A 12883-nucleotide genomic window follows, 5' to 3' on the forward strand; every position below is an offset into this window, starting at 1 on the left:
GACATGCCGCAGGTTCTGCCGGTGTCGGCAAGCCCTTGACCTGTCCTGTGTGGGGCAGGCCCTATCCTCTCTGGCGAGGGGCCGGCGGTGCCGGCTATCTCCCGCACGTTGAGCCTGTTGCACCGATGCGCACCCGTTTCTCGGACCGCCGAAAATACTTTCTCTTCCTGATGGCCGCGCCGGCCGTGCTCTATGTCGCCGCTGTCGGGCTCTGGCCGCTTGCGCAAGGCATCGGCTACAGTTTCTACAAATACAATCTGCTGCGCCCTGCCCGCACGCAGTTCGTCGGCTTCCAGAATTATGTCGACATCTTCACCGACCCCGCGACGCGCAGGGCGATCCTCAACACCTTCCAGTTCACGCTCTTCAGCGTCGCCCTGCAGCTGGTGCTCGGCTTCTGCCTGGCAATGCTGCTCTGGCGCGACAGCCGGTTCAACCGCATCGTGCTCGCCTTCCTGCTGATCCCGGCCACCATCACCCCTCTGGTCGTCGGCCTGATCTTCAAGGCGATGCTGGGCGCTGATTATGGGATCATCGGCTTCTTTCTTGCCGAGGCCGGCATCGGCCCGCGCACGGGGTTGCTCACCGATGCGAACACGGCGCTCTGGGTGCTGATCCTGATCGATTGCTGGGAATGGACGCCGCTGATGACGCTGATCCTGCTTGCCGGGCTGAAGGCGCTTCCGGCCGACGTGCTCGAAGCCGGCCGGGTGGACGGGGCGACGGGCTGGCAGCGCTTTCACATGCTGATCCTGCCCCTGATGCTGCCCTCGGTGTTCCTGGCGCTGACGCTGCGCACCATGGATGCCTTCCGCGTCTTCGATAGCGTCTTCGTCACCACAGGCGGCGGACCCAATGATTCCACCAACACGCTGATGATGCTGGGCGTGAAGGAAGGTCTGCAATTCTTCAATGTCGGCTTTGCCTCGGCCGTCGGCAATGTCACGCTGCTGTTCATCGCGCTGATCGCCACCGTGCTTCTGTTGGTCGTGCGCCGCGCCGATGTGCGCATCAACGGAAAGTAGGCCGATGGCACGGGTTTCGACACGCCGCATCTTTCTGGAGCGCACCACCGTCCTGGTTGCCACGCTCGTGTTCCTGCTGCCGGTCTGCTGGCTGATCTCCACGGCCTACAAGCCGTCCAACCAGATTTTCTCCGTGCCGCCCAGGCTGACGTTCCAGCCGACGCTCGATCAGTTCCGCGCCGCCTTCGCGCTCTTCGATGTCGCGGCGCTCATGCGCTCCTCGCTGATCATCAGCATCGGCACGACTGTTCTGTCTCTGGTCCTCGGCGTTCCCGCTGGCTACGCGCTGGCAAGGTCGCGCTCGCGCTACTCGGCCGGCTTTGCCTATTTCTTCTTGGCCATTCGCATGATCCCCTCGATCGCGGCGCTCATCCCCTTCTATCTCCTGATGCGCGACATCGGCCTGCTCGGCACCTGGTGGGCGGTCATCGTCTTCAACACCATGCTCAATTGCGCCTTCGTCACCTGGATGATGTTTTCCTACTTCAAGGCCCTGCCGCCCGACATGGAAGAGGCGGCGCTGACCGATGGCTGCACGCAGATCGGCGCCTTCTGGAAAGTGGCGGTGCCGACGGTGCGATCCGGCATCATCGCCTGCGCGCTGTTCTGCATGATGTTCTCGTGGAATGACTTCCTGAACCCGATGTTCCTGACGACGCTCGACTCCAAGCCGATCTCTGTGGCGCTGCTGACGGCCTATGGCACCAAGGACATCACCTGGGGCACGCTCGGGGCGCTCGCCCATTTCTCCACGATCCCGATTGTCCTGATGGCGCTCGTCATGAACCGCTACTTCGTTCAGGGCGCGACCAACGGCGTACAGTAGGACAGACAGCATGGCAGAGATCACGTTCGAAAACGTCTCCAAGACCTATCCGGGCGGCAAGGCCGCGGCGCTGACCGATTTCAACCTCAGGATCGAGGACGGCGAATTCATCGTTCTCGTCGGCCCCTCCGGCTGCGGCAAGACCACGGCCTTGAGAATGATCGCCGGGCTGGAGGATATTTCCGGCGGGACGCTCAGGATCAACGACAAGGTGGCCAACGATCTTGCCCCACGCGACCGCGACATCGCCATGGTCTTCCAGTCCTACGCGCTCTATCCGCATCTGACGGTGGCGGAAAACATCGCCTTTGGGCTGAAGGTGCGCGGCGCCAAGCCTGAGGTGATCGAGAAGAAGGTGCGCGAGACCGCCGAGCTTCTCGAACTGACCGAGTTTCTGGAGCGCAAGCCGGCGCGGCTTTCGGGCGGACAGCGCCAGCGCGTGGCCATGGGCCGAGCCTTGGTGCGCTCGCCCAATGCCTTTCTCATGGATGAGCCGCTCTCCAATCTCGACGCGCGCCTGCGCGGCCAGATGCGCGCCGAAATCGCCCGGCTGCAGCGGCTGTCCGCCGTTACCACCGTTTACGTCACCCATGATCAAGTGGAGGCTATGACGATGGGCCACCGCGTGGCGGTGATGAACCGCGGCACGCTGCAGCAGCTGGACACGCCACGCCACCTTTATGACAAGCCGGCGAACATGTTCGTCGCGAGTTTCATCGGTTCGCCGCCGATCAATTTCATGGAAGGCGAACTGACCGCCCATGAAGGCGGACCGGCGCTGGCCTGCGGGCCCCTGATGCTGCCGCTCGGGGAGGCCGGGCGACGGCTGTCGTCGCGCCGTCCCGGCAAGGTGATCCTCGGCATGCGGCCGGAACATATGAAGATCGCCCCTGAGGCCGGATCGGGGACATTTGGCGCGCGTGCAGCCTTCGTTGAGGACCTCGGCGCGACCCTGCTTCTGCATATGGATGAACACGGCATCGCCATCGGCCATGCCAATATGGTGGAGGACGACCGCGACCTGATGACGACAGTCCCGAAACTGAAGGCGCTCGTCGACAGCAGCCATCGCATCCAGCGCGACGACCGAGTGCATCTGACCATCGATCCGGCGCTCATCCTGCTGTTCGATCCGGCGACGGGGGCAGCCGTATGAGCATGACGGCAAGACAGGAGGAAAGGCCGGCCTTCTGGCCGCTTGGTGGTCCGGTTGAGAAGACGCGCATCGCACTTGTCATCATCGACATGCAGGTGGATTTCTGCGCGCCCGGCGGCTGGGTGGATCAGCTGGGCGAGGACGTATCGAACACGCGCTCCGTGATCGCACCCATCCGCGAGGCGCTCGTTGCGGCGCGCGCGGCCGGCATTCTCGTGATCCATACGCGGGAGGGCCATGCACCCGACCTCTCAGACCTCCATGCCAACAAGCAATGGCGCACCCGCGTGCACGGGCTCGGCATCGGCGATGCCGGCAGGGACGGGCGCATCCTGGTTCAGGGCGAGCCCGGCTGGCAGATCATTCCGGAACTCGCGCCTGAAGCGGGCGAGCTGGTGATCGACAAGCCCGGAAAATCCTCTTTCCATCGCACCACGCTTGCCGACGAACTGGCCCGGCGTGGCATCGACCGGCTCGTGATCACCGGTGTCACCTCCGACTGCTGCGTGCAGTCGACGCTGCGCGATGGCTATGAGCACGGCATCGAATGCGTGCTTCTCCAAGACTGCACCGCCGCCGTCGAAAGCCCGAACCATCAGGCGACGCTCGAAATCCTCAAGGCCTATGGCGGGCGCTGGGGCGGCGTCAGCGATCTTTCGGGCTTTCACGCCATGCTGGAGGCCGCAAATGCCTGATGCTCCCCTGCCGATCCTCCCAACCCTGCCCCCGATCGCTGCACGGCCCTATGCCTGGCCGTTCGACGGCCGCTGGTCCCCTCATGACACGGCCTTGATGCTCCTCGGTTTCCAGGCAGGGCCTGTGGCATCGCTCGCAGCACAGGCAGAGCGTGATGCCGCCTGCGCGCTCCTGGCGGCCGCCAACGGGCTCGGCATGACCGTCATTGCCGTCAGGCGCGGTTATACGGCCGGGGAAGGCCCGCTTGCTGCCCGACGCCGGACGCTGGGCGATCCTATTCCCGCACATGGCAGCGTCGAATGGGCACTCGATGCGCAGATCGCCTTGCCGCAGGATGCGCTCCTGCTCGATATTGCCGGCGACAATGGCTTCTTCGGCACCGACCTCGAAGATCACCTGCGCCGGCGCGGCATCCGCAATCTGCTGATCACCGGCCTGCCCACGGAAGGCCTCGTTCACGCCACGCAGCGCGCCGCCAATGACATGGGCTTCGAATGCCTGGCTGTGGCCGATGCCTGCAAGGGCACCTCCGATGAACGCCATGCCGCCCAGCTGCGCATCACCACCTTCGGCAACGGCCTGTTCGGCACCGTTGCCCCTGCAGCCGAGGTGCTCTCGGCGCTTCGTTCCGTCTGACGCGCAGCGCCATCAGCCCCTTCGCGGGCGCTACTCGTCCCTGTTTTTCCGCATGTCGCCGCCTAAGCCGCTTGCGCCATGCCAGAGGAGCCTTCCATGTCCGAAATGCTTTGGTCCGATGCCACCGGCAGCCTCGATCTGACCACGCTCAGCCGCGCTTACAAGGCAGGCACGCTGACGCCGAGCCGGGTCGTAAACGCCATCTACGATCGCATCGCCGCCCGTGGCGAGGATCATGTCTGGATCCATCTCGTTTCGCGTGAGGACGCGCTGGCCACCGCACGCGCGCTGGAGGCCGAGGGCCATGACGGGCGGCCGCTTTGGGGCATTCCTTTTTCGGTCAAGGATTGCAACGACATCGTCGGCTTGCCGACCACCAACGCTTTGAAAGAGGCGGCCTATGTCGCTACATCCAGCGGCCAGGCGCTGGACCGGCTCTTCGAGGCCGGCGCGGTGCTGATCGGCAAGACCAATATGGACCAGTTCGGCATCGGCCTCGTCGGCATGCGCACGCCCTACGGCGCTTGCTCCAGCGTATTCGACGAACGTTACATTTCGGGCGGGTCCAGTTCCGGATCGGGCGTTTCGGTCGCGGCCGGCCTCTGCAGCTTTTCCATCGCCAATGATGCGGCAGGCTCCGGCCGCGTGCCGGCGGGCTTCAACAACATCGTCGGCATCAAGCCGACGCCGGGGCTGGTCAGCAATGCCTGTGTCTCAGGCGGCGGCTGCGTGAAGACCATCGAGACGCTTTCGGTCTTCTCCCTGACGGTCGAAGACGGCATGGCGGTTCTCGACCTGATGGCCGGCTACGATCCTAGCTATCCCTTCTCCAAGCCTGAGGCGGATGACGTCGTGCTGACGCCGATCGCCCCGCCCTCGCAATTCCGCTTCGGCGTTCCCAAAGGCGCGGCCCTGCGCTTCTTCGGGGATGGGGAAGCCGAGCGGCTGTTCAACGAGGCCGTCGCCCGGCTCGTCGCCATGGGCGGCGAGAAGGTTGAGGTCGATTTCGCCCCGTTTGAGGAAACCCAGCGCATTCTTTACGAGGGGCCCTGGATTTCCGAGCGCGCGCTCAGCCTCGACAAGGTGCTGGACACCTATCGCGACGCGATCCACCCCGTCACGCGGGAGATCCTGTCACGCTCCGGCAATTTCTCCGCGCTCGACACCTTCGCCGCCATCCACCGCATTGCCGAATTGAAGCGGGACACGAGGCCGGTCTGGGACGACATCGCCGTTTTGATGGTGCCGACCACACCGACGATCTACACCAAGGCAGAAATTGCCGAAAACCCGATCCAGCTGAACAGCAACCTCGGCATCTACACCAACTTCGTCAATCTTATGGGCCTGTGCGGCATTGCCGTGCCCAATGGCTTCCGCGCCGATGGCCTGCCGCTCGGCGTCACCTTCCTGGCGCCGGGCTTTGCCGAAGCGCGCGCGGCGGGCATTGCCGCCGCCTTCCACCGGGCCACCGGTCTGTCGCTGGCGAAATTCGACAATCCCTACCCGCCAGCCGAAGAGCCCGCGCTGCCCAATGGCTATCGCGAGATCGCCGTTGTCGGTGCCCATCTTTCAGGCATGCCGCTCAATCATGAGCTTGTCGAGCGCGGCGGCATCTTCCGCCGCAGCACAACGACGCGCGCCGCTTACAGGCTTTTTGCGCTCGGCGGCACCGTGCCGCCGAAACCGGCCCTCATCCGCGTGGCCGATGAGGGCGTGGCCATCGCCGTGGAAGTCTGGGCCTTGCCGGTTGCCGGCTTTGGCGATTTCATCGGTCGAATTCCTGCGCCACTTGGTGTCGGCAAGCTGGCGCTGGAGGATGGCTCCGAGGTGACAGGCTTTCTCTGTGAGGGTGCGGCGGTTGCCGGGCAAGCCGATATCAGTCATTTCGGCGGCTGGCGGGCCTATCGCGCGGCCGGAGCCTGAGCGAGAACGGACTGCATGGCCCGCTTCTTGCGTGAGCGGGTCAAGCAAAGGACGCTCTGAGGGCTGATCGCGACCTTCAAGGCCGCCAAGGACCTGGAGAGAGGCTGAAGGAAAAGGATGACAATCGTGACGGAGACGGTTTTCACGCAAGCGCGCCTGGCCGATGGGAAGCTGGTGGACATCCGGGTGCGCGATGGGCGCATCGCCGCCATCGAACCCGCAGGCAAGCTTCCGCCCAACGGCAATGGCCTGGATGTGGGCGGCGCGCTGGTCGTGCCCGGTTTCGTCGAGGGCCATATTCATCTCGACACCAGCTTCTTCGGCGATCGCTGGATTGCGCATCGCCCTTGCACCAACGGCTTCGATGTGCAGGAGCGCGTGACGTTTCAGGCTGAAAACATGGCGGCGGCCGCCCCCATGGCGGAGCGCGCGCGCAACCAGCTCGACCTCTGCATCACCAAGGGCTCGACCAGCATGCGCAGCCATGTGATGGTCGACGGGTCTGTCGGCCTCAAATCGCTCGAAACGATCCTCGACGTGCGCGACGCCTATCGCGATCTCATCGACATCCAGCTCGTCGCCTTTCCACAAAGCGGCATCCTGAAGAGCCCCGGCACGCCGGAACTGCTGGATCAGGCAATCGCGCTCGGTGCCGATCTGGTCGGCGGGCTCGATCCCGCGAGCTTCGATCGCGATGTGACGGGCCATCTGAACGTTGTTTTCGACGTGGCGCAAAAGCATGGCGTGGATGTCGATATCCACCTGCACGATGCCGGCACGCTTGGCGCTTTCACTATCGAGGAGATCTGCGCGCGCACGGTGGCGCTTGGCATGCAGGGCCATGTCGCCGTCAGCCATGCCTATAGTCTCGGCGATCTCGCGACCGATGCGCTGGGCAAGATTGCCGACCTGATTGCCGCAAGCGGGGTCGCGATCATGACCAATGCGCCGGGCGCCAGTCATTTTCCGCCGGTCGCGCGCCTGCGTGCCGCTGGCGTCACCGTTTTCAGCGGCAGCGACAATATCCGCGATTCTTGGTGGCCCTATGGCGATGGCGACATGCTGCGCCGGGCGGAGATCATCGGCTACCGCTCGGCCTTCTTCACCGACGAGGAGCTGTCCGCCGCCTTCGACGTGGTCACCGCTGCCGGCGCCAGGGCCCTGCGGCTGGAGGGCTATGGGCTGGAGGTGGGTGCGCGGGCGGACTTCGTCGCTCTGGCCGCCGAGCATGTGCCACAAGCCGTCGTTGCCGTGCCGCAAGACCGCCGCGTCTTCAAAGGCGGCCGGATGGTGGCGGACAAAGGCAGGGTGCTGCGCTGATGGCCGGTGTTGGGGGCGAGCCTGGCGACCAAACGCGGCGGACGGGCGCCATGATCGTCACCCCGCATCATCAAGCCACCGACGTCGGCGCGGACGTCCTCAGGCGTGGCGGCACTGCCATCGAGGCGGTGATCGCCGCTGGCGCGGCGCTTGCCGTGCTCTATCCGCATTTCTGCGGACTGGGCGGCGATGCCGTCTGGATGCTTTCTGACGCGCAAGGCCATGTCTCCTGCCTGCTCGGCATCGGCCAGGCGGCAGCCGTGAGCGACCCCGCGCGGATGCCGGTCATACCCCTGCGCGGCCCAGGCTCGGCGCTGACCACGGCGTGCCTGGTCGACAGCTGGGACAAGCTGATGATCCTCTCGGCAACGCAATGGGGCGGTCGGGAGGACCTCGCCGGCCTGATCGAGCCCGCCATCCGACTGGCGCAGGACGGCTTTTCCGTCAGCCCCTCTCAGGCTTTCTGGTTCGATTTCCGAGCCGGCGATCATGCCGGCTGGCCCGGATTTTCCCACACCTTCCAAGGCAGCGGCACGCAGCGCCAGCCGGATCTTGCCCGCACACTGGAAAGCATTGCCAAGAACGGCCCTCGCAGCTTCTACGAGGGCGATCTGGCTCGCCGCATCGCCCGAGGGCTGGCAGAGGCCGGCTCACCCCTGACCTCTGCCGATCTTGCCGCGACCGAGGCGCGTCTCACCGAGGCCATGAGCCTCAACTATCGCGATATCACGCTGTTCGCCCCACCGCCGCCGACGCAAGGGGTCACCACGCTCGGCATTCTCGGCATTCTCGCGCACCATGCGCTTCCCGGCGTGGCGCCGGGGGGCGCAGACCACATCCACCATCTCGTCGAGGCAGTGAAACAGGCCTTTCTCGACCGGGGACGGATCGGCGATCCAGATTTTTCCGACCCGGCAGCCATGGCCGGCCTGCTGGACCCCGCGCATCTGGCCGCCAAGGCACGGGCGCTCGATCCGCGAAAAGTGATGGACTGGCCGCATCTCTACCGCCAGGGCGACACTGCCTTCCTTGGCGCCGTGGATGCTGAGGGGCGCTTCGCCGGCGTGCTGCAGAGCATCTATTTCGACTGGGGCAGTGGCGTCGTCGTGGGCGATACAGGGCTTCTCTGGCAGAACCGCGGCGCGGCCTTCAGCCTCGACCGCAAGAGCCCCAACCTGCTTGCGCCTGGCAAACGTCCCTTCTACACGCTCAATCCCGGGCTTGCGCTGAAGAACGGTCGACCGCATCTGCTGTACGGCACACAGGGCGCGGATGGCCAGCCGCAGACGCTCGCGCTCCTCTTGAGCCTGCTGATCGACCATGGGCTGGACCCGGCAGCCGCCCTGTCGGTGCCGCGCTTCCTGCTGGGCAAGACCTTTTCCGACAGCCGGGATTCGCTGAAGCTGGAGGAAAATGCCGGGGCGGATGTGTTCGCGGCGCTCGAAGCCAGAGGCCATGCCGTCTCGCCGATTGCCGCGCTCAGCCCGCTCGGCGGACAGGCCGGCATCATTCGCATCGACAGCGACGGCACCATGGCCGGCGCGCATGATCCGCGCAGCGATGGCGGCGCGGTTCTGGTGTGAGGACATCGTGCCATGATCTTTGATCTCCTCATCCGCCGCTCCTCAACAGCCTCGAATGCTGCGCTTGTCGATATCGCGGTGAAGGATGGTCTGATCGCGGCGATTGCGCCGGATCTGCGTTGCGAGGCGGTCGAGACCGTCGATGCCGGCGGCGCCTTTGCCTTTCCCGGCTTCGTGGAAAGCCATATCCACCTAGACAAGGCCGGCATTCTCGGCCGCTGCACGCTGTGCGACGGAACGCTGGCCGAGGCCGTGCGCGAGACGGCGCGCGTCAAGGCGGGCTTTACCCCCGAGGATGTTTATGCCCGCGCCGCCCACGTGGTGGAAAGGGCGATCATCCACGGCACCACGCGGATGCGCAGCTTCGTGGAGGTCGATCCACGCGCCGGCTTCCGCTCGCTGGAGGCCTTGTTCAAGCTCAAGTCCGACTATGCTTTTGCCCTGGACATCGAGATCTGCGCCTTCGCGCAGGAGGGGCTGACACAGGAGCCGGCGACCTTCGACATGCTGGACGAGGCGCTGGCGTCGGGCGCCGATCTCGTCGGCGGCTGCCCCTATACCGACCCGGACCCACAGACCCAGATCGAGCGGATCTTCACGCTTGCCCGGCGGCATGATGTGGCGGTGGACTTCCATCTGGATTTCAGTCTCGACCCCGGCCGCACCGACCTTCCGGCCGTCATCGAGGCCACACGGCGCCATGGCTGGGGCGGGCGTGTGTCGATTGGCCATGTCACCAATCTCTCTGCCCTGCCGCCGGAGGGCGTGCGCGCCATCGCCGCCCGCCTGGCCGAAGCCGGGATCGCGCTGACCGTGCTGCCGGCCACCGATCTGTTCCTCAATGGCCGCACCGAGGACAGGCTGGTGCCGCGCGGGGTCGCGCCGGCGCATGTTCTGGCTGATTGCGGGGTGACCACCACCATTGCCAGCAACAATATTCTCAATCCCTTCACGCCCTATGGCGATGCGTCCCTGCTGCGCATGGCCAATCTCTACGCCAATCTCGCCCAGCTCGCCCGCGATGACGCCTTGGCCCAGACGTTCGACATGATCTCCAGCGCGCCCGCGCGCCTGATGGGCCGAACCTATGGACTTCACATCGGCGCGGAGGCGACCATCGTGCTTCTGGATTGCACCGGACCAGCCGACGCCGTGCGGGAAATCCCGCGCGTGATCGGCGGCTGGAAGAAAGGCCGACCCACCTTCTGGAACGGCCTTCCGCAGATTTTCAGGCCCGGTTGAGCGGCGGGCCCGACACCTGCCGCTATTCATCAGGTCATCAGTTACCCGCAACCTCTGGCCGCCTTCCGGCCACGCATTGACTGCGAGCAACGCGCCCGGATATTCGCGCCCGCCGGTGCATGATCCCCTGTCAGGCCGGCGCATCCTGGTCGCGGATCAGGGCCCGCGCGGCCACCATGTCGTCCGACAAGGGCCGGTCATCGGCATAGGGGCCGATATGCCTGCGCAGACACGCGTAGAGCGCCTGCGTGCCGGGCGCCCTTGGCGCGACGTCGGTCAGGAACTCGTGCGCCTGGGCGGCAGCAAGATATTCGATGGCGAGGATCTGCGCGGCATTGTCGAGGATCGTGTGCAGCTTCAGCGCCGCCGCGGTGGGATGGGCGAGAAAATCCTCCTGGAGACCGGAGGTGACGCCGCCATCGGTTGAGGCCGGTGCGGCCAGGCGTCGGCTGTCATTCGCGAGCGCCGCAGCCGTATATTGCGCGATCATGAAGCCGGAGCGACTGCCGGCGTCGCTGGCGAGGAAGGGCGGCAGGCCACTGACGAGCGGATTGACCAGCCTGTCGAGCCGGCGCTCGCTCATTGCCGAGATCTGGGCGAGCGCGATGGCGAGACCATCGGCGGCCAGCGCCAGCCCGGGTGCCACGGCATGGGCCTGCGAGGACACGATGGGCGCCTCGGGCGAGCCGGAAACGGCGGGATTATCAGTGACCGAGGCCAGTTCCCGATCGACGGTCGCTGCCACCTGGTCGAACAGATCGCGCGCGGCGCCATGGGCATGGGGAATGGCGCGCAGGCTCAGCGCATCCTGCGTGCGCCGGCCAAGGCTTGCGGCAATCAGCCCGCTGCCGGCAAGCCGCGCGCGCAAGGTTCGACCGACGGTCTCGATGCCTTCAGACGGACGCAGCGCCAGAATGTCCGGATCGAAGGCCGCCATCTGCGCGCCCGCGGCCTCCAGCGTCAGCGCACTGACCGCATCGGCCCAATTGAGAAACCGGAGCGCGTGCGACAGAGCGAGCGCGGCAAGCCCCGTCGAGCAGGCGGTGCCGTTGACGAGGCTCAGGCCCTCCTTTGCGCCGAGCACCAAGGGCTCCCGGCCGATCTCGGCCAAGGCCTCGCGGCCAGTCAGGCGCCGGTCGCCACAACGCACCCAGCCTGCCCCGATCAGCACCAGCGCCGTATGGGCATTGTGCGTCAGATAGCCCGCCGAGCCGCCGGCCGGCACTTCGGGGATCATATCCTTTTCCAGAAGGGCCAGCAGCGTCTCGACAATCACGGGACGCACGCCGGAATAGCCATGGGCGAAATTGGCGATCTGGGCGGCGATAATCGCCCGCACAGCCTCGCGCGGCAGCAGAGGCCCGACGCCGCAGGCATGGCTGAAGAGGATGTTGCGCGACAGCGCGGCCTGCGAAGCACGATCAACCACCGTATCGGACAGCGCGCCGACACCGGTCGTAATGCCATAGGCGCGCACGCCCGTTTCCACCAGGCTTTCGACGATCGACGCCGCACGCGCCAAGCGTGCCCAGGCGGACTCGGCAAGGCGCAGCACCGCACCATCGGCCACGGCGGCGATATCCGCCCAAGTCAGGAGCTGCTGATCTAGAACAATGGTCATGGCGCTTCTTCAAACTCGACGATTGGGGGCAAAAAGCATTGCGCCGATTCCGCTTTTCGGGCCAGCGCTCTAGGCGGGGCCGAGATGGCCGATGAACTGGCGAAAGGCGGGCGAGCCGCCGCCACCGAACATCTCTTCCGGCGTGCCGCTGCTGTCGACCACGCCTTCGCGCATGAAGACGACGCGGTTGGACACATTGCGGGCGAAGCTCATCTCATGAGTGACGACCAGCATGGTCATCCCCTCCTCCGCCAGCGCGCGCATGACGCGCAGCACCTCGCCAACCAGTTCCGGGTCGAGCGCGGAGGTCGGCTCGTCGAACAGCATGGCCTTGGGCTTCATGGCGAGCGCACGGGCAATCGCCGCGCGCTGCTGCTGCCCGCCTGAGAGATGGGCGGGATAGGCATGGCGCTTGTCGACGATGCCGACCTTTTCAAGCAGCGCTTCCGCCTCGGCGATGCACTCGGCGCGCGGGCGCTTGAGCACATGCACCGGTCCTTCGATGACGTTCTGCAGGATGGTCATATGAGACCAGAGATTGAAGCTCTGGAACACCATGCCGAGTTCGGATCGGATATGGTCCACCTGTTTCTGGCTGGCCGGCTGGTTCCGCCCGCCCTTCTTCACCATGCGGATCTCCTCGCCATCGACGAAAATCTCGCCTTCGGTGGCGATCTCCAAAAGGTTGATGCAGCGCAGGAAGGTAGACTTGCCCGAGCCGGATGCGCCGAGCAGCGAGATGACATCACCATCTTTCGCATCCAGCGAAATGCCTTTCAGCACCTCATGCGTGCCGAAGCTCTTGCGGATGTTGCGAACGGACAGTCGGGAAGGACCGGACATGAAGGCTCC

At 65.5% G+C, this 12883-nt stretch carries 11 protein-coding genes; 9 read left to right on the forward strand and 2 right to left on the reverse strand.

Annotated features, from left to right (window positions below):
- Positions 1-125: 125 nt before the first annotated feature.
- The 9 genes from BMX61_RS08355 (at position 126) to BMX61_RS08395 (ending at position 10410) form a co-directional block, all read left to right on the forward strand.
- Complete coding sequence (locus BMX61_RS08355) at positions 126-1025, forward strand: carbohydrate ABC transporter permease (protein ID WP_075626286.1); 900 nt, start codon at positions 126-128, stop codon at positions 1023-1025.
- 4 nt (positions 1026-1029) lie between these two features.
- Positions 1030-1851, forward strand: coding sequence for a carbohydrate ABC transporter permease (locus BMX61_RS08360; RefSeq protein ID WP_075626285.1), 822 nt, complete (start codon positions 1030-1032; stop codon positions 1849-1851).
- A gap of 10 nt (positions 1852-1861) precedes the next feature.
- Positions 1862-3007, forward strand: a complete 1146-nt coding sequence (locus BMX61_RS08365; protein WP_075626284.1) for an ABC transporter ATP-binding protein — start codon at positions 1862-1864, stop codon at positions 3005-3007.
- A 2-nt stretch (positions 3008-3009) separates the two neighbouring features.
- Positions 3010-3702: a cysteine hydrolase family protein gene (locus tag BMX61_RS08370; protein ID WP_075626391.1), complete on the forward strand. Its 693-nt coding sequence runs from the start codon at positions 3010-3012 to the stop codon at positions 3700-3702.
- Positions 3695-4339: a cysteine hydrolase family protein gene (locus BMX61_RS08375; protein WP_075626283.1), complete on the forward strand. Its 645-nt coding sequence runs from the start codon at positions 3695-3697 to the stop codon at positions 4337-4339. Before BMX61_RS08370 ends, BMX61_RS08375 begins: the two co-directional genes overlap by 8 nt.
- 96 nt (positions 4340-4435) lie before the next feature.
- The gene (gene atzF, locus BMX61_RS08380; protein ID WP_075626282.1) at positions 4436-6265 is read left to right on the forward strand and encodes an allophanate hydrolase; all 1830 of its coding nucleotides are present in this window, start codon (positions 4436-4438) and stop codon (positions 6263-6265) included.
- A 117-nt stretch (positions 6266-6382) separates the two neighbouring features.
- Positions 6383-7585, forward strand: coding sequence for an amidohydrolase family protein (locus tag BMX61_RS08385; RefSeq protein WP_170854918.1), 1203 nt, complete (start codon positions 6383-6385; stop codon positions 7583-7585).
- A 50-nt stretch (positions 7586-7635) separates the two neighbouring features.
- On the forward strand, positions 7636-9168 hold the full coding sequence (locus BMX61_RS08390) for a gamma-glutamyltransferase family protein (RefSeq protein WP_075626389.1): 1533 nt from the start codon (positions 7636-7638) through the stop codon (positions 9166-9168).
- A gap of 12 nt (positions 9169-9180) precedes the next feature.
- Complete coding sequence (locus BMX61_RS08395; protein WP_075626281.1) at positions 9181-10410, forward strand: amidohydrolase family protein; 1230 nt, start codon at positions 9181-9183, stop codon at positions 10408-10410.
- 130 nt (positions 10411-10540) lie between these two features.
- Here the strand turns inward: BMX61_RS08395 and BMX61_RS08400 are convergent, their stop codons facing one another.
- Both BMX61_RS08400 and BMX61_RS08405 read right to left on the reverse strand, forming a co-directional pair.
- The gene (locus BMX61_RS08400; RefSeq protein WP_075626280.1) at positions 10541-12031 is read right to left on the reverse strand and encodes an HAL/PAL/TAL family ammonia-lyase; all 1491 of its coding nucleotides are present in this window, start codon (positions 12029-12031) and stop codon (positions 10541-10543) included.
- 69 nt (positions 12032-12100) lie between these two features.
- On the reverse strand, positions 12101-12874 hold the full coding sequence (locus BMX61_RS08405) for an ABC transporter ATP-binding protein (protein ID WP_075626279.1): 774 nt from the start codon (positions 12872-12874) through the stop codon (positions 12101-12103).
- Positions 12875-12883 lie beyond the last annotated feature (9 nt).

The sequence above is a fragment of the Xaviernesmea oryzae genome, from assembly GCF_900109605.1.
GTDB lineage: Bacteria > Pseudomonadota > Alphaproteobacteria > Rhizobiales > Rhizobiaceae > Xaviernesmea > Xaviernesmea oryzae.

Coding starts and splice junctions, on each gene's coding strand:
- BMX61_RS08355 (WP_075626286.1), top strand. CDS start 126: ATGCGCACCCGTTTCTCGGACCGCCGAAAATACTTTCTCTTCCTGATG.
- BMX61_RS08360 (WP_075626285.1), top strand. CDS start 1,030: ATGGCACGGGTTTCGACACGCCGCATCTTTCTGGAGCGCACCACCGTC.
- BMX61_RS08365 (WP_075626284.1), top strand. CDS start 1,862: ATGGCAGAGATCACGTTCGAAAACGTCTCCAAGACCTATCCGGGCGGC.
- BMX61_RS08370 (WP_075626391.1), top strand. CDS start 3,010: ATGACGGCAAGACAGGAGGAAAGGCCGGCCTTCTGGCCGCTTGGTGGT.
- BMX61_RS08375 (WP_075626283.1), top strand. CDS start 3,695: ATGCCTGATGCTCCCCTGCCGATCCTCCCAACCCTGCCCCCGATCGCT.
- atzF (WP_075626282.1), top strand. CDS start 4,436: ATGTCCGAAATGCTTTGGTCCGATGCCACCGGCAGCCTCGATCTGACC.
- BMX61_RS08385 (WP_170854918.1), top strand. CDS start 6,383: ATGACAATCGTGACGGAGACGGTTTTCACGCAAGCGCGCCTGGCCGAT.
- BMX61_RS08390 (WP_075626389.1), top strand. CDS start 7,636: ATGATCGTCACCCCGCATCATCAAGCCACCGACGTCGGCGCGGACGTC.
- BMX61_RS08395 (WP_075626281.1), top strand. CDS start 9,181: ATGATCTTTGATCTCCTCATCCGCCGCTCCTCAACAGCCTCGAATGCT.
- BMX61_RS08400 (WP_075626280.1), bottom strand. CDS start 12,031: ATGACCATTGTTCTAGATCAGCAGCTCCTGACTTGGGCGGATATCGCC.
- BMX61_RS08405 (WP_075626279.1), bottom strand. CDS start 12,874: ATGTCCGGTCCTTCCCGACTGTCCGTTCGCAACATCCGCAAGAGCTTC.